Origin of the sequence: Actinomycetospora sp. (genome assembly GCF_036497585.1) — a bacterium.
In the GTDB taxonomy this organism is placed as follows: Bacteria; Actinomycetota; Actinomycetes; order Mycobacteriales; family Pseudonocardiaceae; genus Actinomycetospora.
The window spans coordinates 1-21375 of the sequence record NZ_DASXJD010000060.1 but is presented as its reverse complement, the minus strand read 5'-3'; the positions used below and the strand labels follow the sequence as shown (position 1 = coordinate 21375).

Annotated in this window: 19 protein-coding genes; 15 read left to right on the top strand and 4 right to left on the bottom strand. The window is 76.3% G+C overall.

The genetic code is table 11. The features are described 5' to 3' along the window. Nucleotides 1-238: 238 nt before the first annotated feature. Nucleotides 239-2041: a CDGSH iron-sulfur domain-containing protein gene (locus VGH76_RS05750; RefSeq protein ID WP_331555658.1), complete on the top strand. Its 1803-nt coding sequence runs from the start codon at nucleotides 239-241 to the stop codon at nucleotides 2039-2041. A gap of 68 nt (nucleotides 2042-2109) precedes the next feature. Here VGH76_RS05750 and VGH76_RS05745 read toward each other — a convergent pair whose 3' ends face one another. After that, entirely contained in the window at nucleotides 2110-2364 is a 255-nt protein-coding gene (locus tag VGH76_RS05745) for a hypothetical protein (protein ID WP_331555657.1), read from the bottom strand. A gap of 125 nt (nucleotides 2365-2489) precedes the next feature. Here VGH76_RS05745 and VGH76_RS05740 point away from each other — a divergent pair, with 125 nt between their 5' ends. The 8 genes from VGH76_RS05740 to VGH76_RS05705 all read left to right on the top strand — a co-directional run bounded on the left by VGH76_RS05740 (nucleotide 2490) and on the right by VGH76_RS05705 (nucleotide 9076). Further along, a complete protein-coding gene (locus VGH76_RS05740; RefSeq protein ID WP_331555656.1) occupies nucleotides 2490-2750 on the top strand; it encodes a hypothetical protein in 261 nt (86 codons plus the stop codon). Nucleotides 2751-2952: 202 nt separating this feature from the next. Next, nucleotides 2953-3651 (top strand): response regulator transcription factor, encoded by a 699-nt coding sequence (locus tag VGH76_RS05735; protein WP_331555655.1) that lies wholly within the window; start codon nucleotides 2953-2955, stop codon nucleotides 3649-3651. Next, complete coding sequence (locus VGH76_RS05730) at nucleotides 3648-5114, top strand: HAMP domain-containing sensor histidine kinase (protein WP_331555654.1); 1467 nt, start codon at nucleotides 3648-3650, stop codon at nucleotides 5112-5114. The genes VGH76_RS05735 and VGH76_RS05730 overlap by 4 nt, the downstream gene beginning before the upstream one ends. Before the next feature lie 105 nt (nucleotides 5115-5219). Beyond that, nucleotides 5220-5633 (top strand): DUF1707 domain-containing protein, encoded by a 414-nt coding sequence (locus VGH76_RS05725; RefSeq protein WP_331555653.1) that lies wholly within the window; start codon nucleotides 5220-5222, stop codon nucleotides 5631-5633. Between the two features lie 140 nt (nucleotides 5634-5773). Next, the gene (locus VGH76_RS05720) at nucleotides 5774-6391 is read left to right on the top strand and encodes a hypothetical protein (RefSeq protein ID WP_331555652.1); all 618 of its coding nucleotides are present in this window, start codon (nucleotides 5774-5776) and stop codon (nucleotides 6389-6391) included. A 2-nt stretch (nucleotides 6392-6393) separates the two neighbouring features. Then, complete coding sequence (locus tag VGH76_RS05715; protein WP_331555659.1) at nucleotides 6394-7806, top strand: ferredoxin reductase family protein; 1413 nt, start codon at nucleotides 6394-6396, stop codon at nucleotides 7804-7806. Nucleotides 7807-7814: 8 nt separating this feature from the next. Further along, entirely contained in the window at nucleotides 7815-8327 is a 513-nt protein-coding gene (locus tag VGH76_RS05710; protein ID WP_331555651.1) for an FMN-binding protein, read from the top strand. Further along, entirely contained in the window at nucleotides 8324-9076 is a 753-nt protein-coding gene (locus VGH76_RS05705) for an FAD:protein FMN transferase (protein ID WP_331555650.1), read from the top strand. Before VGH76_RS05710 ends, VGH76_RS05705 begins: the two co-directional genes overlap by 4 nt. Here the strand turns inward: VGH76_RS05705 and VGH76_RS05700 are convergent. Both VGH76_RS05700 and VGH76_RS05695 read right to left on the bottom strand, forming a co-directional pair. Then, entirely contained in the window at nucleotides 9073-9648 is a 576-nt protein-coding gene (locus tag VGH76_RS05700) for a L,D-transpeptidase (RefSeq protein WP_331555649.1), read from the bottom strand. The two genes, VGH76_RS05705 and VGH76_RS05700, sit on opposite strands and share 4 nt — an antisense overlap. Nucleotides 9649-10002: 354 nt before the next feature. Then, nucleotides 10003-10425, bottom strand: coding sequence for a nitroreductase family deazaflavin-dependent oxidoreductase (locus VGH76_RS05695; protein WP_331555648.1), 423 nt, complete (start codon nucleotides 10423-10425; stop codon nucleotides 10003-10005). Between the two features lie 36 nt (nucleotides 10426-10461). Here VGH76_RS05695 and VGH76_RS05690 point away from each other — a divergent pair, with 36 nt between their 5' ends. Both VGH76_RS05690 and VGH76_RS05685 read left to right on the top strand, forming a co-directional pair. Then, entirely contained in the window at nucleotides 10462-11121 is a 660-nt protein-coding gene (locus VGH76_RS05690) for a hypothetical protein (protein ID WP_331555647.1), read from the top strand. Between the two features lie 69 nt (nucleotides 11122-11190). After that, entirely contained in the window at nucleotides 11191-11676 is a 486-nt protein-coding gene (locus tag VGH76_RS05685) for a hypothetical protein (protein WP_331555646.1), read from the top strand. Here VGH76_RS05685 and VGH76_RS05680 read toward each other — a convergent pair. Then, nucleotides 11651-12133 carry a DUF3293 domain-containing protein gene (locus VGH76_RS05680; protein ID WP_331555645.1) on the bottom strand — a complete coding sequence of 161 codons (483 nt, stop codon included), beginning with the start codon at nucleotides 12131-12133 and terminating at the stop codon, nucleotides 11651-11653. The two genes, VGH76_RS05685 and VGH76_RS05680, sit on opposite strands and share 26 nt — an antisense overlap. Nucleotides 12134-12245: 112 nt before the next feature. On the opposite strand from VGH76_RS05680, the gene recC reads away from it, so the two are divergent. The 4 genes from recC (at nucleotide 12246) to VGH76_RS05660 (ending at nucleotide 21238) form a co-directional block, all read left to right on the top strand. Continuing rightward, the gene (gene recC, locus VGH76_RS05675; protein ID WP_331555644.1) at nucleotides 12246-15614 is read left to right on the top strand and encodes an exodeoxyribonuclease V subunit gamma; all 3369 of its coding nucleotides are present in this window, start codon (nucleotides 12246-12248) and stop codon (nucleotides 15612-15614) included. Next, a complete protein-coding gene (locus tag VGH76_RS05670) occupies nucleotides 15611-18997 on the top strand; it encodes a UvrD-helicase domain-containing protein (RefSeq protein WP_331555643.1) in 3387 nt (1128 codons plus the stop codon). Before recC ends, VGH76_RS05670 begins: the two co-directional genes overlap by 4 nt. Then, nucleotides 18994-20889 (top strand): exodeoxyribonuclease V subunit alpha, encoded by a 1896-nt coding sequence (gene recD, locus VGH76_RS05665; RefSeq protein WP_331555642.1) that lies wholly within the window; start codon nucleotides 18994-18996, stop codon nucleotides 20887-20889. The genes VGH76_RS05670 and recD overlap by 4 nt, the downstream gene beginning before the upstream one ends. Nucleotides 20890-20956: 67 nt before the next feature. Further along, on the top strand, nucleotides 20957-21238 hold the full coding sequence (locus tag VGH76_RS05660; RefSeq protein ID WP_331555641.1) for a hypothetical protein: 282 nt from the start codon (nucleotides 20957-20959) through the stop codon (nucleotides 21236-21238). The last annotated feature ends 137 nt before the right edge of the window (nucleotides 21239-21375 follow it).

The window sequence follows — 21375 nt, the reverse complement described above, 5'->3', positions numbered from 1 at the left end:
ACCTCCCCGACCACCTGGACACCGGGAGGCCCCCGTCACGGCGCCGCTGTCGAGGTGGAGGTCGAGCGGCTCGGGGTGCTGCGCAACCACGTCGTCGCGTCGTCCGACCGCCACCGGTCGCTGGGCCACTGATCGCACCTCGTCGCCCGGTTCTCCCTCGGCGAAATGGCGGTGACCAGGGGCGCGTCCCTGTGCAACGGTGTAATCCGATGTAACGGGAGACCTGGGGGACGGTGCGATGAGCTCGTCGACGACGCACGGAACGCTGGCGGGGACGGTGGACGCCGCCCGGGCCCGGTGGGCGGCCCGCGCGGCGTCGGGGGACGAGCGTGACGGGCGGATCGCGGGGTTGCTCGCGCGGACCGTCGTGCGACCCCTGGCCGCCGCCGGTGTCGTCGACGGCGAGCCGGCGCCCGTCGGGTCCGACGTCGGGTCCGACGTCGGCGACGACACCGGCGCCCACCTCGCCCTGACCGACCTCGCCGTCGCGCTCGCCGAGGCCGCCGCCTCCGACCCGCGCGCCGAGCTGCTCGAGGCCTGCGCGGGCGCCGTCCGCCTCCTCGGCCTCGCCGACGTGCCCGACGGCCCCCGCGTGGCCCGCCTCGACGCCGCCCTCGCCGCGATCCCCGCCGGCCCGGCCGGGCGGGTGACCGTCGCCCGGGACGGGCCCTACCTCGCCGTCGGCGCCGCGGCCACCGGGCTGACCACGTGGCTCGGCGAGCCGGTCGACGCCCCGCCCGCCGCCGCCCTGTGCCGCTGCGGCCGGTCGGCGTCGAAGCCCTGGTGCGACGGCACCCACGCGGAGATCGGCTTCTCCGGGGCGAAGCGGGCCGACCGGGTTCCGGACCGGCGCGACGTCTACGCGTCACGCCAGTTCGAGATCACCGACGACCGCGGCCTCTGCGCCCACTCCGGCCGGTGCACCGACACCCTGCCCGTCGTGTTCCGCGCCGGGACCGAGCCGTTCGTCGCGCCCGCCGGCGGCCGGGCCGACGACATCCTGCGCGCGGTGCAGGCCTGTCCCTCGGGAGCGCTCGGGGCAGCGATCGAGGGCCGGCGTGCGGCCGCGCTCGCCGACACCCGCCGCGAGCCCGGCATCGAGGTGTCGCAGGACGGCCCGTACCGCCTGACCGGCGGCGTCGAGGTCCTCGAGCCGGACGGTGCGCCGGTCCCCCGCCCCGAGGGCGCCTCCCCGGAGCACTGCAGTCTGTGCCGCTGCGGGCAGTCGGCGAACAAGCCGTTCTGCAGCGGGGCGCACTGGAACGCGGACTTCCACGACCCGGTGGTCACCGCCGCCGACGACCCCACGCTCTTCACCTGGGCCGGCGGCTACCCGGCACTGCTGCACACCACCCGGCTCTTCTACGAGCGCCACGTCGCCGAGGACGACCTGCTCTCCCCGCTCTTCGCCCTCATGGAGCCCGACCACCCCGAGCGGGTCGCCTCGTGGCTCTCCGAGGTGTTCGGCGGCCCGGAGTTCTACTCGCAACGCTACGGCGGCTACGCGCGGATGATCTCCCAGCACATCGGCAAGCACCTCACCGAACCCCAGCGGCAGCGCTGGATCACGCTCCTGTCGCGCAGCGCCGACGAGGCCGGCCTGCCGACCGACCCGGAGTTCCGGGCGGCGTTCGCGGCCTACCTGGAATGGGGCACCCGGATCGCCGTCGAGAACAGCACCGACGGGGCGCAGCCGCCCGAGGGCATGCCCATCCCGCGGTGGTGGTGGGTCTGCGACGCCACGCCGGCGGCCCGTCCGAGCTCCGTGCCCACCGCGCAGGTCGACGAGGCACCCGCCGTCGAGACCCCCGCGCCCGACGAGCCGGTGAGCTACGAGCGGCACGTCCGCGGCCTCTTCCGGCCGCGGGACCGCGGGTCGATGCGCTCGGCGTTCGACCTCTGGTCACACGACGACGTCACCACCCACGCCGAGGCCATCCTGGGACGGCTACGCGACGGGTCGATGCCGTGCGACGGCGCCTGGCCGGCCGACCGTCTCGCGGTCCTCGAGCGGTGGGTCGCCGAGGGCTGCCGGTCCTGAGCGGGCCCTTTTCCGCATTCGCCGTCGGCGAATTCCTGTGCGGGTGCACGTGAATCGTCACGACGGAATCACCGCGACGGTGTCTGTGTCGATGTGGACAGTCCGCGGTTGAGCTCCTCGAGTTCGATCGTGCGCGACCCCTCGGTCAGCGTGATCGATTCGATCACCCCGAAGTTGAGGAGGATGATCGACTCCTCGTTGACCTGCACGCGGTGGACCTTCGCCTCCTCGATGAGGCCCTGCAGGTGACGCGCGACCTCCTCCATCGGCTCCTCGTACTTGAGGGTCAACGGGAACTGCGGCAGGGAGACGTACACGGTCATGCTCGCGCTCCTCGATACGGGCCATTCGGCGCAGAAGTTGCTCTGGTTGCGCCGAGCGGATCAACGACGGCCGTGATTCTATGGGGAACGAATCTTCCTCATGGGCGCGGATCGGGGAGTGCGGCATGGAGATCGACGGCATTCCGGTGGTCGAGTCACCCGAGGACCGCGGCTACTCGTGGCGGTGGGACGACCCACGGGGATTCGAATCCGAGATCCTCTGGGATCGCCAGATCGGCTACCTGACGCTCGGCACCCGCGTGCCGCCGGGCGGCTGGACCCACTCGACCCTCGACTCGGCGCGGTGGGGTCACGCCCGCAACATCATCGAGGCGCGCACCGTGGTGGAGCGCTACGTCACCCACGCGACGGCGAAGCCCGCCTGACCCGGGCACACCCGGCTCCCCGCCCCGACGACCTGAGGTCCTGACGACCTCGGCCTGATCACCCGTGCCTGCCGGCGCGGGGACATCGCGATCCGCACGATGCGCGACACCGGCGCCGACATGTCCACCAAGTACGAGGAGACGGCCCTCGGCGGGCTCGCCCTGACGGTGGTCGCGTGCTGACGACGGCCCACGCGGCACCATGGAGCCCATGCCGCAGCGTGTGCTGGTCGCCGACGACGACCGCGCCATCCGCGAATCGCTCGCGCGCGCCCTGGAACTGGAGGGCTACGAGACCGTCCCGGTGGTCGACGGCGTCGAGTCCCTGACCCGGGTGCGCCAGGAGTCCTTCGACGCGCTGGTGCTCGACGTGATGATGCCCGGCGTCGACGGCCTGGCGGTGTGTCGCGTGCTGCGCGCCGACGGCGACCGCACGCCGGTGCTCATGCTGACCGCCCGCCAGGAGACCGCCGACCGGGTCGCGGGCCTCGACGCCGGCGCCGACGACTACCTGCCCAAGCCCTTCGAGCTCGACGAGCTGCTCGCCCGGCTGCGGGCGCTGCTGCGCCGCGCGTCGTTCGCGGCCCCGGACGAGGACCGGGGCGCGTTGCGCGTCGGGTCGCTGAACGTCGACCCCGCCGCGCGCCGGGCCTGGTGGGCCGAGGAGGAGCTCACGCTCTCGAAGACCGAGTTCGACCTGCTGGAGCTGCTGGTCCGCAACGAGGGCATCGTGCTCGACCACACCACGGTCTACCAGCGGATCTGGGGCTACGACTTCGGCGCCGACTCGAAGAACCTCGCCGTCTACATCGGCTACCTGCGCCGCAAGCTCGCCGCGGCCGGGGCGCCGCCGTTGATCCACACGGTGCGCGGCGTCGGCTACACGGTGCGCCGGCCGTGAGCCTGCGCGCGCGCTTCGCGCTGGCCTTCGCCCTGGTCAGCGCGGTGGTCGCGGGGCTGGTCGGGGTGCTGAGCTACCACGCCGTCGCCGATCGGACCACCCAGGCCAACGACACCACGCTCACCGCGGCCACCACCGCCCTCGCCGCGGGCCAGACCGGCGTGCTCGGCTCCGCCGACCCGCCGGCCGGCGACGGGGACGACGGGGGCGGGGGCCCGCCGAGGGGAGGTGGCGGCCGCCCGGACGATCCCGCCCGGTTCCAGATGCTGGTCGGCCGGCGGATCGCGCCCGACGGCACGGTCACCGTGCTCGGCGGGCGCCCGGTCGTGCTGCCGGTGACCGACGCCGCGCGCGCCCTGGCCGGCGCCCCGGTCGCGGGTCGCACCGACACCACCGAAGTCACGGGCGGGCGCGACGACTACCGGGTCCTGACGACCTCGCTCGGCGGCGGAACTGGCGCGCTCCAAGTGGCGATGGACGTCGACCTGTCGAACCGCCTGGTCCAGGGCATGGCCAACGAGATCACCGTGGTCAGCCTGATCGTGCTCGTCGTCGCGGCCGCCGCCGGCTGGCTGTTGGCCGGGCGCATCACCCGGCGCCTGGTCCGGCTCACCGGGCTGGCCGAGCAGGTCAGTGCCCGCGGCGGCGTCGGCGGTCCCGACGTCGAGGCGCTGGAGGCCCCCGTCGAGGGCCACGACGAGGTGGGACGGCTCTCGGCGTCCTTCACGACGATGGTCGAGCGGCTGGCGAGCTCCCGGGAGGCCCAGGACCGGCTCGTCCAGGACGCCGCCCACGAGCTGCGCACCCCACTGACCAGCCTGCGCACCAACGCCAGCGTGCTGCGCCGGTTCGCCGAGCTCCCCCCCGAGGCCCGGGAACGCCTCGTCACCGATGTCCAGGGCGAGACCCGCGAACTCTCCCACCTCGTCGACGAGCTCGTGGACCTGGCGCTCTCCGGGCACAGCGCGGAGCCCGAGGAGCCGGTCGCCCTCGCCCCGCTGGCGCGGCGCATGGCCGACCGCGCGGCACGCCGCAGCGGGCGGGAGATCGTCGTCGACGCCGACGACTCGGTCGTGCGGGGGTACCGCGCGGCCCTGGAGCGCGGCGTGGGGAACCTCCTGGAGAACGCGACGAAGTTCGACCACGGCTCCGGCGCGCCGATCGAGCTGCGCGTCCGCCGGGGCACGATGACCGTCCGCGACCACGGACCCGGCATCCCGCCCGCCGACGCCGACCGGGTCTTCGACCGCTTCTACCGCGCCGACGACGCGCGGGGGCTCCCCGGCTCCGGGCTCGGCCTGGCGATCGTGCGCGACGTCGCCGAGCGCCACGGCGGAGCCGCCTTCGTGACGACCCCCTCCGGCGGGGGCGCCTGCGTCGGGTTCGGGGTCGCCCCGGACCGGCTCGTGGTCGCGTCGGCACCGGACGAGGTCGAGGCGCAGGCGGCTCCCGAGCCGTCCTGACCCGCCCGGAGATCCTCACCGGATTCACGTGCAGCGGGCGGCCGGGATCCCGGTTCGTCGGACGACGATGTCGGGCACGAGGACACCGAGCCACTGGGAGCGCCGATGACGGGACTGGACCAGCGGGGCCTGCGGGCCTCGGACGCCGAGCGGGAGGCTGTCGTCGTCCGCCTGCACCGGGCGGTCGGGGAGGGCCGGCTCACCGCGGAGGAGGCCGGCGACCGGATCGCGGCCGTCTACGACGCCCGGTTCCGGGCGGAGCTGGCCTGCCCGGTCGCGGACCTCCCGGCGACCGGCGCACCGGTGCCGGGCCCCCTGTCGTGGGAGGGCCGGCCGTGGGAGGGCCCGCTGTCGTGGCAGGCCCTGTGGGCGCAGCTGCTCTGGCGGGCCCGGACCGTGCTGGACGGCCCGGGGGCCGCGTGCCCGACGGCGCGGCAGCAACGGCTGGTCGCGCTCCTGGCCGGGCTGGCGGTGCTGTGGACGACGATCTGGGTGGTGCTCGGCGCGAGCCTGGCCTGACCCACGGCGCGCTTCTTACCGGGCTCCGAACCACGCCACGCCCGTGCATTACCGGAGCACAGCACCGTGGGGAGCACCAGATCGACCGCCCCCCGGCACCGTCGGGCCCGGGCGGCCGACCCGCTCTCCAGAGGTGACGCATGGCCCGCGAGGAGGACTCCCCGACCCCCGCCGAGGACCGCGACGAGACGACGCCGGTCGCGCCCGAGCACAGCGGCTCGCGGTGGGAACCGGACACGGACGCCGCGCCCCCGACGGACGCGCCCGACCCGTCCTCGACGACCCCCGGGGACGGGACCGCCGAGCACGCCGCACCGGGCACGCCGACCCCGGCCGCGGGGACGCCGTCGTCGGGAAGCACGTGGTGGCACCACGACGCCCCGGCGACGACGCCCCGTCCCCGACGGCGGGTGCTGCGGGTGGCCGCCGGGGTCGGCGCCGCCGTGCTCCTGGCCGGCGGCGGGTTCGCGGCCGGGCATGCGGTCGGTGACTCCGGTCCCGACGGCGGCCCCGGCGCGACGGTCGGCCACCACCACGGCCATGACGGCGACGGACCCGGCGGCTTCGGCGACCGGGACCGCGACGGCCGGGGCCCGACGGCGCCAGACCAGGGTGCACCGGGCTCGACCGGCCAGGGCGCACCCGGCCAGACCGCACCCGGCCAGACCGCACCCGCCCAGGGTCAGACGGGCCAGGGCCAGACCGGCCAGACCTCGGCCGCCGGGACCAGCGCCATCCTCGGCGGGCTGTTCACGTGACCATGCTCGCCGACCGCCCCACCGACGTCACGGCCCAGTCGACCGGGCCCGCGCACCGTCGTGCCCCCCGCTCCCCCCTCGCCGTCCGGGACCGCCGGGTCCGCACGGCCGCCGAGGCCCTGCTCTGCGTCGCCCTCACCCTCGTCACCTTCTGGTGGGCCACCGGCGGCGGCCTCACCGATCTCGGTGCGTGGGCGTCGGGGCTGACCTCGCTGGGCCGGCTCACCGGGCTGCTCGCGACGGTCCTGCTGCTCGCCCAGGTCCTGCTCATGGCGCGAATCCCGCTGCTCGAGCAGGCCTTCGGGCAGGACCGGCTCGCCGCCGCCCACCGCCTCGTGGGGTTCACCTCGTTCACCGGGATGATCGCCCACATCGGGCTGATCACCTGGGGCTACGCCGCGGGTGACCTCCTCGCGACCCCGGGCGAGCTGTGGGACCTCACGGTCACCTACCCGGGGATGCTGCTCGCCGTCGCCGGGACCGCGTGCCTGGTCATGGTCGTGGTCACCAGCATGCGGGCGGCGCGGGTGCGGCTGCGCTACGAGTCGTGGCACCTGATGCACCTCTACGCCTACCTCGGGGTCGGGCTCGCGCTGCCCCACCAGCTCTGGACCGGGCAGGAGTTCCTCGCCTCCACCGCGCGCACGGTGTTCTGGTGGACCGCGTGGGCGCTGACCGCCGCCGCGGTGCTCGTCTACCGGGTCGGGGTGCCGCTCTACCGCTCGCTGCACCACCGGCTCGTCGTCACCTCGGTCGTCCCCGAGGGCGACGGCTGCGTGTCGATCTACCTGAGCGGCCGGCACCTCGACGGGCTCGGCGTGCAGGCGGGCCAGTTCCTCCAGTGGCGCTTCCTCACCCGCCGCGGCTGGTCCCGCGCCCACCCGTACTCCCTCTCGGCGGCCCCCGACGGGCGCAGCCTGCGGATCACCGTCAAGGACCTCGGTGACGGCACGGCGGAGGTACCGGGGCTCCGCGCCGGCACGCGGGTGCTCGTCGAGGGCCCCTACGGCCGGCTCACCGGCCGCGCCCGGACCTCGGACCGCGTCGCGCTGATCGGCGCCGGCGTCGGGATCACCCCGCTGCGGGCCCTCGCCGAGGACCTCGACGCCGACGTGGTCGTCCTGCACCGCTTCCGCACCGAGCCGCTCTTCGCCCGGGAATTCTCGGTCCTCGCGCGGGAGCGTCGCATCGGGCTGGTCCCGCTGCCCGGCCGGCGCCGCGGACCGGATTCCTGGCTCGGTGCCGGGGTCGGTCCCGTCGACGACCTCACCGCGCTGCGGACCCGCGTCCCCGACATCGCCGAGCGCGACGTCTACCTCTGCGGACCCACTCCCTGGACCGACCAGGTCCGGCGCACCCTCCACGCGGCCGGGACCCCCGCCGACCGTGTCCACACCGAGACCTTCGGATGGTGAGACCACCCATGCTCCCCGCCGGCCTCGACCGCGGCGCCCGCCGCATCGCCCTCTGGGGCCTGACGACCGTCAGCACCCTGGTCCTGCTGTTCTCCTACCGCACCTCCACGTCCTCGGTGCTCCCCGCGGCGGCGGGCACGCCGAGCACGGGCACGACGGGCACCTCCGCCGCTCCGAGCACCACCTCCTCGTCCGGCTCCACGACGTCGACCTCGACCGCGAAGAGCTCGACGAGCACCTACACGGGCACCGTCACCGGCACCGCCGCCGACACCCGGTGGGGCCCGGTACAGGTGAAGGTCACGCTGGCGAGCGGGAAGATCACGGCCGTCGACGTCGTCCAGGAGCCCGACTCCAACGGCCGCGACCGGGAGATCAACGCGGACGCGGTGCCGCAGCTGGTCCAGGAGACGCTGCAGGCGCAGAGCGCGCGGATCGACATGGTCAGCGGCGCGACCTACACCTCCGACGGCTACGTGCAGTCGCTGCAGAGCGCGCTCGACCAGGCCGGTGTGGCGTGACCGCCGCTCTCGCCCCCGTCCCGGTCGCGCGGCGGGTCGAGCACGTGATGGGGATGCCGATCAGCCTGGCGCTGCGCGGGCGGCACACCGACGACGACGAGGCCGGCGCCGCCTGGGCCGCGGTGCTGGCCTCGCTGCGCGAGACCGACCGGGTGTTCAGCACCTACCGCCCCGACTCGGTCGTCTCGGCGATCCGCCGGGGCGAGCTCGCCCTCGCCGACGCCCCGGACGAGGTGGGTGAGGTCCTCGCGATCGGCGCCCGCGCCGAGCGCGCCACCGACGGCGCGTTCTCGGTGTGGCGCCCGGAACTGGACCCCAGCGGCGTCGTCAAGGGCTGGGCCGTCGAACGGGCGGCCGCTGCCCTGCGCGCCCTGCCCGGCACCGACTTCTGCCTCTCCGCCGGCGGCGACATGGTCTGCCGGGCCACCCACGGCGAGCCGTGGCGGGTCGGGATCGAGGACCCCCACGACCCCACGCGCGTGCTGGCCGTCGTCGAGATCCGCGACGGGGCCGTCGCCACCTCGGGCACCGCGCACCGCGGCGCCCACCTCGTCGACGCCCGCACCGGTGCCGCCCCGGACACCGTCGCGCAGGTCACGGTGGTGGCGCGCTCGCTGACCGACGCCGACGTCGACGCCACCGCCGCCTACGCCCTCGGCGTCAAGGCCGCCGAATGGCTCGGCCACCGGGTCGGGCGCAGCGGCCTCGTCGTCTGGGCCGACGGCACCACCACGACTGTGGGCCGCTAGAAGACGGTGACTCCGTCGCCGATGCGCAGGGTGTCGAAGAAGGTCGTCGCGTCCTGGGCGGAGAGGTGGACGCAGCCGTTCGACGAGGTGGAGAGGCTGCCCTCGTGGAAGGCGATGCCGCCCGGCGCGAAGTACACCGCGTGGTTCATCGGCTCGTGGAACTCGGTGGAGTAGCCGTCCTTGTCCTTGCGCAGGACGTGGAACTCGCCGGTCGGGGTGGCCGAGGAGTGCGGACCCGGCGCGCGCTTGAACGTGTCCGCGCCGGGGAGCATCTCGACCGGACCACCGAGTACCTTGCCGTCGCGCTGCAGCCACGCGGTGTGCTCGGCGAGGTCGACACAGGCGACCGCGGGCGCCGGGCACTTCGCCAGCTCGGCCGGCGTCAGCTCCGCGGGCTCACCCGGGGTCTCCGCGGGGTGCACGACGGCGGCCGCGGGGGCCGGGGCGGCCGCCGCGGGAGGCGGCCCGGCCCGGCCACCGGAGAAGGCGACGAGGACCGTGCCCATCGCGAGCAGCACCCCGAGCGCGAGCGCGATTACCAGACCGGTGCGCCGACGCGGCTCGCGCTGCACGGCGGGACGCCGCGGGGGCTCCCGGCGGGCGAGCGCGGCCGACGGCGGCCGGGACCCGGAGGCCGGGCGCGGCGTCGACCGACCGTCGGACGGCCCGCCGGCACGTCCTTCGGACGGGGACGGACGCCGGGGTGCCGGCGGGCGGCGGGTCGACGGGCGGGGCTCCAGCGCCAGCTGACGGGCGGGAGAGCGGTGCGTGCGCTCCCGGGCCGAGCGGGCGGAGTGGCGTGGCGCGATGGCGACGGCTCCTCTCTCCCGCGACCCCGGAACGTGCTCCTGTCGACCCTCACGGTAGCCAGCATCGCGATCCGATCACGGTCAGGGGTGGCCGGGCGCGCCGAGCGGGCCCCTCGATCAGCCGGGACGACGTTCGAGCAGGACCACCGGGATCGTCCGGGAGGTCTTCCGCTCGTAGTCGGCGAACCCGGGGTACCGCTCCTTCTGCGTCTCCCACACCGGATCCCGCTCGGTCGCGGGCAGGTCACGCGCGTGCACCGGGATCGTCTCGATGTGGTCGCCGTCCCCGACCTCGATCGACACGTCGGGGTTCGCGAGCAGGTTGTGGTACCAGTCCGGATTGTCCGGGGCACCCGCCTTGGACGCGAAGACCGCCCAGGCGCCGTCCACGGCCTGGTACATGACCGGGCTCAGGCGCTCGGTGCCGCTGCGGCGGCCGACGTGGTGCAGGAGGAGCAGCGGTGCCCCCTCGAACGGCCCTCCGACGCGCCCGCCGGCCGAACGGAACTCCTCGATGATCTGCTGGTTCCAGTCGCTCACGGGCCCAGTCAACTCCTCCGGACCGCGGGAGGCACCGTGACGGCGCCCCGGGCGGGTGAGGTCGTCGCCGGCGTCGTCGACCCGGTGGTCCGGGCCGAGCTCGGGGAGATCGAGCTGTGGACCGCCACCGCGACGGTCGCCCCCGGCGCCGAGCGGGCCGGGCGGGAGCGGCTCGGGCGCCTGTCCGGGTCCTTCCGGGCGGCCGAGCGGATCCGCGAGCGCGCCGGACGCCTCGTCCACCCCGCCTACCTCGTCTTCGAGCGCCAGGTCGGCCTCGACCCCACCGAGCCCTCGACGGCCCTCGAGCGGGACGCGCGCGAGGTCGTCGTGACCGGGGCGCTGCTCCCGGAGCATCCCTGCCACGACGTCCGCCTCGCCGTCCTCGCCGAGGTCGGGGTGCCGCTCGGGGTGCTCGACGGGCACCGCGCCCGCGGCCCGTGGGGTCTGCGCGCCGCCGTCGCCGGCGAGCGGTGGGCTCACGAGGGCCGCCGCGGCGAGCCGCTGCGGGCCGGCGCGCTCGTCGTCGCCGGGCCGGCGGGACCGGTGGCGCCCGTGGCCGGCGACCCGCCGAGGGCCCTCGCCGGCGGCCGACGCACCCAGGAGGCCGTCCTCTACGCCCTCGCGGTGCCGGGCGTGGCGAGCTGGGAGGTCAGCGAGGCGGTGTGGCGGGCTGCGCGCTACCTCTCCGGGACCTGAGCGCGGGGGGTGGCGCGCCCACCCGTCGATGGGGACACTCGGCGTTCCCCGAGGAGAGCGGGAGGAGCGATGACCTGCATCGAGGAGCGTCCGCACCTGGCCACCGAGCTGGTGCTGCCGGCCCTCGACGCACCCGAGACCCTCGGGGCCCGCCGCGGGCTGCGCGAGCAGGTCACGGCGCTGCACGAGGAGCTGCGGCAGGCGCTGGAGGCGTCCTGGGCGCCCGAGACGCTCGTGGCGGCCGCGGGCGCCGACGGAGCGGGCGACGTGCCGCGGCTGCTCGACCTCGGCGAGCTCGAGGTCGTCCGCGACGGCCTGCTCGCGAGCCTGGGGCGCGTCCGGGAGGCCGCCGCCCGGCGCGCCGAGGGCCACGAGCGGGCGCGCGCCCTGCTCGAGGCCATGTACGCCGACCCGGACGCCCACCGCGGCCTCCGCCTCACCACCGACGACCTCGGGCTCCCCGGGTGCTGCCGCTGGCAGGTCAGCCCGGTACTCGGCGTGGTCGGCCGGCTCGCGGGCTGGTGGCGGGTCACGGTGTCCTCCGGCTGCCCTTGACGGCCTCCCCGCGCTCCACCGTCCAGCCCGACCGCAGCGGCGGCCCGCCGTCGCACGGCACCACCTCCCAGGCCGCGGGTGACCACCGGAAGATCGCGTCCTGGCCGTAGCGGCGGGCCAGAGCGAGCGCCGCGGCGTCGTCCCACCCGACGACGGCCGCCGAGTCCTCGGCGTGCGTGCCGTCCGCCGCGGACGCCACCGCCGCCACCACCGTGAGGCCGGCCCCGGCGAGCTCGTCCTCCAGCGCGGCCTGACGACGACGGTTCTCGGCGTCGCCGGGGCGCGTCGCCCCGGGGTTGTGGGCGGTCAGCACGTGCACCGGGGACACGTCGAGGGGGTAGGGGCCCGGCCGGGCGGCGGGGCGGACGACGAGGCGGGCGCCGCCGAGCGACGCGAACACCACCCGCGCCCGCAGGTAGCCGGCGAAGCGGGCGCCGCGATCGGCGGTGTCGGGCACGGCGCGCCTCCGCTGTCCGGCGCCGGGGGGCGGCCCACGCTGTCGGAGGGCGCGTCTAGCGTGCCGGAGCGAGGGGACCACGGGACGAGCCGGGGCGGCGGAGAGGGGGGTCATGACGCTCCACGTGCACCGCGCCGAGCGGGCGGACCGGCTGGCCGAGGCGCTGGCCGACGTGCTCGCCGTGCCGCCGGGAGACCCCTTCGCCCTCGACGTCGTCGCCGTGCCGACCCGCGGGGTGGAGCGCTGGCTCGCGCAGCGCCTCGCCCACCGCCTCGGCGCCGGTCTCGGCGAGGACGGGGTGTGCGCCCGCGTGGAGTTCCCGCCCCCCGCCGAGCTCGTGGCCCGGGCGCGGGGCCACGCACAGGACGACCCGTGGCGGCCCGAGCGGCTCGTGTGGCCGCTGCTCGAGGTCATCGACGCGTGCGCCGGCGGGGACTGGTGCGCGCCGTTGGGCACCTACCTCGGTGTGGTCGGCGACGTGTCGGGTACCCGGGCGGGCCGCCGGTTCGCCGCGGCCCGTCACCTCGCGCGGCTCTTCGACGCGTACGGCGAGCACCGCCCGGCGATGCTGCGGGCGTGGGCCGTGAAGGAGGACGACGACGGGGCCGGGGCCGAGGTCCCGCCCGACCTGCGCTGGCAGCCGGAGCTGTGGCGCCGGCTGCGGGAGCGGGTCGGGGTCCCCGGGCCCGCGGAGACGCTCCCGGAGCACTGCGAGTCCGTCGCCGGCGGCGGGGGCGACCTCCCCGCGCGCCTGTCGCTCTTCGGCCCGACGCGGCTGGCCACCGCCCACCTCGAGGTCCTCGAGGCCCTCGCGCACACCCGCGAGGTCCACCTCTGGCTGCCGCACCCCTCGCCCGCGCTGTGGGACGCGGTGCGCACCGCCGTCGGGGCGGGCGCCGGGAGCCGACGCTCGGCCGACCCGACGGCCGGGGTCGCCGCCCACCCGCTGCTGCGCTCGCTCGCGCGCGACGCCCGCGAGCTGCAGCTGCGCCTGCCCCCGCCGGGGCCCGGCGTGCTCGACGTCCACCACCCCGTAACCGAGCACGCGCCCACGACGCTGCTGGAGCGCCTGCAGGACGACCTGCGCCACGACCGCGCGCCTGTCCTCACCGACGTCGCGGGCGACCACAGCGTCGCCGTCCACTCCTGCCACGGGGTGGACCGGCAGGTGGAGGTGCTGCGCGAGGTGGTGCTCGGCCTGCTCGCCGACGACCCGACGCTGGAGCCGCGCGACGTGGTCGTGATGTGCCCCGACGTCGAGACCTTCGCCCCGCTCATCACCGCGGCGTTCGGCGGCGCCGGGGAGGGCGAGCACCCCGGGCACCGGCTCCAGGTCCGGCTCGCCGACCGCGCGCTCACCCAGGTCAACCCGCTGCTGGGCGTGCTCGGCACGGTGCTCGACCTCGCGGACGCCCGGCTCACGGCGAGCGAGCTGCTCGACCTCGCGGAGTCGGAGCCGGTGCGGCGCCGCTTCCGGTTCGACGACGACGACCTCGAGCGGCTCCGCACGCTGGTGTCCCGGGCCGGGGTGCGCTGGGGGCTCGACCAGGAGCACCGGGCGGCCTACCGGCTCGGTCGCGTCGCGGACAACACCTGGGAGCGGGGGCTGGACCGCCTGCTCGTCGGCGTCGCGATGTCCGGCGACGAGCAGGTCTGGCTCGACACGGCGCTGCCCCTCGACGAGGTCGACTCCCGCGACGCCGACCTCGTGGGCCGGCTCGCCGAGCTCGTCGACCGCGTCGGTGAGGTGCTCGACCGGATGCGGGGCGAGCGGCGCGACGGGGGCGGACACACCGGGATGCGGTCCCTCGATGGGTGGCTGGATGCGCTCACTCTGGCCGTGGACGGGCTCACGGCCACTGCGCCTGCCGACGTCTGGCAGCTCACGCAGACCCGCGCCGTGCTCGCCGAGGTGCGCGGCTCCGTCGACGACCCGGGCGACGGCGGCCCCGCGCTCACGCTGCACGACGTGCGCGCCGTGCTGGGCGACCACCTGGCCGGCCGACCCACCCGCGCGAACTTCCGTACCGGCACGCTCACCGTCGCCACGCTGCTGCCGATGCGCAGCGTCCCGCACCGCGTCGTGTGCCTGCTCGGTCTCGACGACCAGGTGTTCCCGCGCGCCGGGAGTACCGACGGGGACGACGTCCTCGCCCGCGACCCGTGCCTCGGTGAGCGCGACGCCGCCGCCGAGGACCGTCAGCTCCTGCTCGACGCGATCCTGGCGGCGACCGAGCGCCTCGTCGTCGTGCACTCCGGCGCCGACGAGCGCACCAACGCGCCGCGCCCGCCCGCCGTGCCGGTCGGGGAACTGCTCGACACCCTCGACGAAACGGTGACGGTCGGCGGCCGCCCGGCCCGCGAGCACGTCGTGCACCACCACCCGCTGCAGCCCTTCGCCGCGCGCAACTTCTCGACCCGGGCCGGCCGGCCGTTCAGCTTCGACGCGGCCCAGCTCGCCGGGGCGCGGGCGCTGGTCTCCGGGCGCGCGACGCCGCCGCGGTTCCTGGACGGGCCCCTGCCCGCGCAGACCGGTGACGGGCCGCAGGACGTCGACCTGACCGACCTCGTGCGCTTCGTCGAGCACCCGGTGAAGGCCTTCCTGCGCCAGCGCCTGTCACTGATCCCCCGGGGCGAGCAGGAGGAACCCGACGAGGCGCTCCCCGTCGACCCCGACGGGCTCGCGCGCTGGGCGATCGGGGACCGGCTGCTGACCGACCGGCTCGCCGGCCACGACGTCACGGCCTGCATCGAGGCCGAGCGCCGCCGGGGCTTCCTGCCGCCCGGCGCGCTCGGGAGGCGCCTGCTCACGGACCTGGGGCGTCAGGCCGAGGACCTGGTGCGCGCCGCGGCCCCGCTCCGGAGCGAGCCCGCGCACGACGTCACCGTCTCGGCCGCGCTCGAGGACGGGACCACCGTCGTCGGCACCGTGCCCGGGGTGCGCGGGACGACGCTCGCCTCGGTGACGTTCTCCCGCCTTGCGCCCAAGCACCGGGCGGCCGCCTGGGTGCAGCTGCTCGCCCTCGCCGTCGCGGACCCGGACCAGTCGTGGTCGTCGGCGACGCTCGGCAAGGGCGGCCGCGGTGAGCCGCCGGCGCGCGCGGTCGTCGCCGGGATCGACCCCGAGCGCGCCCGCGCCGTCCTGGCCGACCTCGTCGCGCTGCGCGCCGACGGTCTGCGCGAGCCGCTCCCGCTCTTCCCCAAGGCCTCCGAGCGCTACGTCTCCGACCGCCCGCGCAAGACCACCCGCCAGGCCTTCGACGCGGCCCGCCGCACCTGGTCGGGCGACTACGGCGACGCGCGCGACCCCGCGCACGTGCTCGTGTGGGGCAGCGACCGGACGCTCGACGAGGTGGCCGGCGCCGCGGCCGGGCCCGGAGCGGACGCCGGGGGCGAGTCGACGCGGTTCGGGGAGCTCGCGGTGCGGCTGTGGCGGCCGCTGCGCGAGGCGGAGTCCGGGCGTGAGGAGCACTACCGGTGACGGCGACGGCGACGGACACGGCGACGGTCCGGCCCTTCGACGTCGGGGGTCCGCTGCCCGAGGGCACCACGGTCCTCGAGGCGAGCGCGGGGACCGGGAAGACGTACACGATCGCGGCCCTCGCGGCGCGCTACGTCGCCGAGGCGGGGGTGCCGCTCGCCGCGCTGATGCTCGTCACCTTCGGCCGCGAGGCCACTCGCGAGCTGCGGGAACGGGTGCGTGAGCGGCTGGTCGCCGTCGAGCGCGCGCTGGCCGGCGGGGACCCCGGCCCCGACGCCGTGACCGCGATGATCGTCGGGGTCGGGGTGATCGACGACGCCGAGCGGGCCCGCCGTCGTCGTCGTCTGGCGCACGCCCTCGCGCACTTCGACGAGGCGACCATCGCCACCACCCACCAGTTCTGCCAGGACATGCTCGCCGGGCTCGGCGTGGCGGGGGACACCGACGCGGACGCGCGGTTTGTCGAGCAGATCGACGACGTCGTCACCGAGGTCGTCGACGACTTCTACGTCCGCGCCTACGCCCCCGACTCCGCGCCCGCGCCGCCGTTCGACCGGACCACCGCCCTGGCGCTCGGACGCGCCGCCGTCGGCGACCCGACCGCGCTGATCGCGCCGCGCCGGGGCGCCACCGACGGCGAGGCGGACGCCCGCGCCCGGTTCGCCGTGGCCGTGCGCGAGGAGGTCGACCGGCGCAAGCGCACCCGTTGCCTCTACACCTTCGACGACATGCTCACCCGGCTGCACGCGGCGCTGGTCGACCCGCGGCTGGGCGAGGCGGCGTGCGCGCGGCTGCGGCACCGCTACCGGGTGGTGCTCGTCGACGAGTTCCAGGACACCGATCCGGTGCAGTGGGACATCCTGCGGGTCGCCTTCCACGGGCACGCGACGCTGACCGTGATCGGGGACCCGAAGCAGGCGATCTACGCGTTCCGCGGCGCCGACGTCGTCTCCTACCTCGCCGCCGCGGGCAGCGCCGGGGCCCGCGCCACCCTCGCGACCAACCACCGCAGCGATGCCGGCCTGCTCACCGCCCTCGACACCGTGTTCGACGGGGCCGCGCTCGGCGACCCGCGCATCGTCGTGCACCCCGTCGGGGCCGCGCACCCGGGTCCCCGCCTCGCCGGCGCGCCCGACGCCACGCCGTTCCGGCTGCGGGTCGTGCCCCGCGCGGGCCTGCGGGCGAACTGGCGGACCGGGCTCCCCGAGATCGGGCCCGCCCGGGCCCGGGTCGCGGAGGACCTCACGGCCGACATCAGCGCGCTGCTGGCCGCGGACTCGACGTGGGACGGGCGGCCGCTCGGCCCCGGCGACGTCGCGGTGCTCGTGCGCACCAACGCCCAGGCCGATCTGGTACGCGACGCGCTCGCCCAGGCGAACGTGCCCGCCGTCCTGGCCGGCGCGGCGAGCGTGTTCGCCACCGACGCCGCCCGCGAGTGGCTGACGCTGCTGGAGGCGATCGAGCAGCCCGGCCGGGCCACCCGCGTCCGCGCGGCCGCGCTGACCTGCTTCGTCGGGCGGCGCGCCGCCGAGCTCGACGCCGACCCGGACGCCGTGCTCGCCGAGGTCGTCGAGGACCTGCGCCGCTGGGGCGCGGTGCTGCGCGACCGCGGGGTCGCGGCGATGCTCGAGGCCGCCTCGGTCCGCCACGACCTGGTTCGCCGCGTGCTCGGGACCCACGGCGGCGAGCGGCTGCTCACCGACGTCCGCCACGTCGGCCAGGTGCTGCACGCCGAGGGCGCGGCGCAGCGGCTCGGGGTCGTCGCGCTCGCCGAGTGGCTGCGGCTGCGCATCGTCGAGAGCGAGGGCCGGCGCGGCGAGGCACGGCCCGAGCGCACGCGGCGGCTGGAGTCCGACGACGACGCCGTGCAGGTCCTCACCGTGCACAAGTGCAAGGGCCTGGAGTTCCCGGTGGTCTACGTGCCGTTCGGGTGGGACCGCTGGGTGCCGGGCGAGCCCCGCGAGGTGCTCCACCACGACGCGGCGGGCCGGCGGGTGCGGGCCGTCGGTGGCGGCAAGGACCCGGACTGGTTGGACCACCTCACCGCGGCGCGGCACGAGGAGGACGGCGAGGACCTGCGGCTGCTCTACGTGGCGCTGACCCGGGCGCAGAGCCAGGTCGTGGCGTGGTGGGCCCCGTCGTCGCAGACCGCGTCGTCGGCCCTGAACCGGATGCTGCGCACCCGGGCGCGGGGCCCCGGGTTCGAGCCCGACAGCTCGGTCACGATCACCGACGACACGACGGTGTGGGCCGAGCTGGCCGAGCTGGCCTCGCCGGAGCTCGCGGTGCAGGCCGTCGAGGCACGGTCGGCGCTGAACCACGTGCCTCGGGCGGTCGAGTACGGCGGGCTCGACGTCGCCCGCTTCGACCGCGAGCTGGACCTCGCGTGGCGGCGCTCGTCGTACTCCTCGCTCACCGCCGACGCCCACGCCGCGCACCCCGGGCTGCCCGAGGCTGCGACGTCCGAGCCCGAGGAGTCCACCGTCACCGACGAGGCCGACCTCGAGGTCGACCCGGTGCCGGACGCCGCGGCGCTCCCGTCACCGATGGCCGACCTGCCGTTCGGGGCGGCGTTCGGGGTCCTCGTGCACGCTGTGCTGGAGACCGTTGACACGGCCGGTACCGATCTCGGGGCCGCCCTCGCCGCGGCCGCGGCCGAGCAGCTGGCTCGTCGCCCGCTTGCCGGGGTGAGCGCCGCCGGGCTCGCCGCCGCGCTGGAGCCGGTGGTGCGCACCCCCGTCGAACGGCCCACCGACACCGAACCCTGGGCCTACGCCGACATCGCCCCGCGCGACCGGCTCACCGAGCTGGACTTCGAGCTGCCGCTGGCGGGCGGGGACCGCGCACTCGGCACCCCGGAGACGGTGACGCTCGGTCGTGCCGCGGCGCTGCTGCGGGCGCACCTGTCCGCCGACGACCCGCTCGCCGGCTACCCCGAGGCCCTGGAGACGTTGTCCGGCCAGGTCCTGCGCGGCTACCTCACCGGCAGCATCGACGCCGTCCTGCACGCCCCGGACGGCCGGTTCGTGATCGTCGACCACAAGACGAACTGGCTCGGGCCGTCTCCTCTTGACGGGTCGGTGGGCGGGCCCCTGACCAGTGCGCACTACGGGCCTGCGCAGATGACCACCGCGATGATCCGCTCGCACTACCCGCTGCAGGCCCTGCTCTACGGGGTGGCGCTGCACCGGTTCCTGCGCTGGCGGCTCCCGGGCTACGACCCGGCGACGCACCTCGGCGGGGTCGCCTACCTGTTCCTGCGGGGCATGTGCGGGCCGGACACGCCCGTCGTCGACGGCACGACGTGCGGGGTCTTCCGCTGGTCGCCGCCGCCCGCCCTGCTCGTCGCCCTGTCCGATCTGCTCGCCGGGAGGACCTCGTGAGCGTGTCGGAGCTGCCGGACCTCGCGTCCGAGGACGGCCTGCGCGTCGCCGTCCGCGCGACCGGGCTGCTCGCCGCGTTCAGCACGCGCGGTGTGCTCGCCCCCGCCGACGTCGCCGTCGCCCGCCGGCTCGGGCGCCTCGGCGGGGAGACCGACGACCAGGTCCTGCTGGCCGCGGCGCTGACCGTGCGGGCGCTGCGCTCCGGGTCGGTGTGCCTGGAGCTCGCCGACGTCGACCGGCGGGTCCTCGGCGAGGACGACGCGCTCGTGCCGACCGACGACCTCGACTGGCCCGACCCGGCGGCCTGGGAAGCGGCGCTCGCGGCGAGTCCCCTGACGCGGCCCGGTGGCCCGCTGCGCCTCGACGACGGCCTGCTCTGGCTCGACCGCTACCGCCGCCAGGAGGACCAGGTCCGCGACGACCTCACCGCCCGCGTCGTCGCGCCGTCCCCGACCGTCGACCACGCCCGGCTGCGGGCCGCCCTGGACCGGCTCTTCGCCGACGTCGGGGCCGACGACCACCAGCGCCTCGCCTGCGCCGTCGCGACGCTGCGCTGGACCGCCGTCGTCGCGGGCGGCCCCGGCACCGGGAAGACGACGACGGTGGCGCGGCTGCTCGCCGTCCTGCGCGACCAGCACCCCGACCTGCGGATCGCGCTGGCCGCCCCGACCGGCAAGGCCGCCGCGCGTCTCGGTGAGGCCATCGGTGAGGAGCGGCTCCCCGGGCCCGACCGCGCGCGGGTCGGCGCGCCGGAGGCCTCCACGATCCACCGTCTCCTCGGCCCGCGAGCGGACACGTCGTCACGCTTCCGGTACGACCGGCACCGCCGCCTGCCCCACGACGTCGTCGTCGTGGACGAGACCTCGATGGTTTCGCTGACGCTGATGGCGCGGCTGCTCGAGGCGGTCCGCGACGACGCCCGGGTGGTGTTCGTCGGCGACCCCGACCAGCTCGCCTCGGTGGAGGCCGGTGCGGTGCTGGGCGACCTGGTGTCCGCGCCGGACCTGGCGGGCTCCTCGGCGGCGGTGCTCGACGTCGCGCTCGACGCGGCGGGGTGTACCGCGCGACCCGGCGCGAACGGCGTCGTGCGGCTCGAGCACAACTACCGCAACAACGCCGACATCGCGGCCCTCGCCGCCGCGATCCGGGCCGGCGATGCCGATGCCGCGCTGGACCGGCTGCGGGGCGCCGCCTCGCTGGAGTTCGTGGAGTATGACGACGCCGCGGCGCTCGCCGAGCGGGAGCCCGCCGGGCTGGAGGGCCTGCACGAGGAGATCCTCGGCGGTGCGCGGGAGGTCTCGACGGCGGCGCGGGCGGGGGACGCGGTGGCCGCCCTGGAGCAGGCCGAGGAGCACCGGCTGCTCTGCGCGCACCGGCGCGGGCCCTACGGCGTGTCGCGGTGGGCGGCGCAGGTCGAGCGCTGGCTGGACCGCGCCGACGAGGGCGGCGACGGGATGCTGGACCCCGACCGGGCGGCGGGGGCCGAGTGGTGGCCCGGCCGGCCGCTGCTCGTCACCGCCAACGACTACGACCTGGGGCTCTACAACGGCGACACCGGGGTCGTCGTCGAACTGCCGGCCCCGGGCGGCACGACCCGGCCGGTCGCGGTGTTCAGCCGGGGCGGGACGCCGCTGCAGCGCTCGCCCGCGCTGCTGTCGGGGGTCCAGACGGTGCACGCCATGACCGTGCACCGCGCCCAGGGCAGCCAGTACGCGCGGGTCAGCGTGTTGCTCCCGCCCCCTGAGTCGCCGCTGCTGACCCGGGAACTGCTCTACACCGCCGTGACCCGGGCCCGGACCAGCGTGCGGGTGGTGGGCTCCGCCGAGGCGGTGCGGGCCGCCGTGGAGCGTCCGGTCAGCCGTGCCTCGGGGTTCGCCCGGCGGGTCCGGTGAGGCCGGGCCGGTGACGTTCGGCGGGGAGGAGTGACTTGCGGGGGCCCGGTCGGGTATCTATTCCGCCATGGACCCCTCCCAGGCCCGCAACCCCGCCGCGCTGCCCGACAGCTCGCCGGAGAAGCAGAGCGAGCTGAAGCTCAACGTCGGGATCGGCACCATCGGCACGATCCTGTCGCTGTTCGTCACGGTCGTCTTCATCGCGGTGATCGACGAGCTCGTCCTCGGAATCGTGTTCGCGGTGGTGACGGTCGTCGCGGCGGCGATCACGCTCTACGTGCTCGGACGCAAGCGCCGCGGCGCGGCCGCGGCGGCGAACTCGGGCACGGAGGCTCCGGCCCACCAGTAGGTGCCCTCCGGGCAGGTGAGCACTTTCCGGGGCTATAGCCCCAGAAAGTGCTCACATGCGCGGAGCGCACCTACGAGACGACGAGCCCCAGCGCCCGGCACACGTCCGCGGCCTGGGCCTCGCTGACGATCGCGCCC

Bases quoted from the DNA above. Each gene is read 5' to 3' on its own strand.
- VGH76_RS05715 (WP_331555659.1), top strand. From the start codon at position 6,394: ATGCTCGCCGACCGCCCCACCGACGTCACGGCCCAGTCGACCGGGCCC.
- VGH76_RS05740 (WP_331555656.1), top strand. From the start codon at position 2,490: ATGGAGATCGACGGCATTCCGGTGGTCGAGTCACCCGAGGACCGCGGC.
- VGH76_RS05735 (WP_331555655.1), top strand. From the start codon at position 2,953: ATGGAGCCCATGCCGCAGCGTGTGCTGGTCGCCGACGACGACCGCGCC.
- VGH76_RS05745 (WP_331555657.1), bottom strand. From the start codon at position 2,364: ATGACCGTGTACGTCTCCCTGCCGCAGTTCCCGTTGACCCTCAAGTAC.
- recC (WP_331555644.1), top strand. From the start codon at position 12,246: ATGACGCTCCACGTGCACCGCGCCGAGCGGGCGGACCGGCTGGCCGAG.
- VGH76_RS05725 (WP_331555653.1), top strand. From the start codon at position 5,220: ATGACGGGACTGGACCAGCGGGGCCTGCGGGCCTCGGACGCCGAGCGG.
- VGH76_RS05720 (WP_331555652.1), top strand. From the start codon at position 5,774: ATGGCCCGCGAGGAGGACTCCCCGACCCCCGCCGAGGACCGCGACGAG.
- VGH76_RS05685 (WP_331555646.1), top strand. From the start codon at position 11,191: ATGACCTGCATCGAGGAGCGTCCGCACCTGGCCACCGAGCTGGTGCTG.
- VGH76_RS05750 (WP_331555658.1), top strand. From the start codon at position 239: ATGAGCTCGTCGACGACGCACGGAACGCTGGCGGGGACGGTGGACGCC.
- VGH76_RS05660 (WP_331555641.1), top strand. From the start codon at position 20,957: ATGGACCCCTCCCAGGCCCGCAACCCCGCCGCGCTGCCCGACAGCTCG.
- VGH76_RS05710 (WP_331555651.1), top strand. From the start codon at position 7,815: ATGCTCCCCGCCGGCCTCGACCGCGGCGCCCGCCGCATCGCCCTCTGG.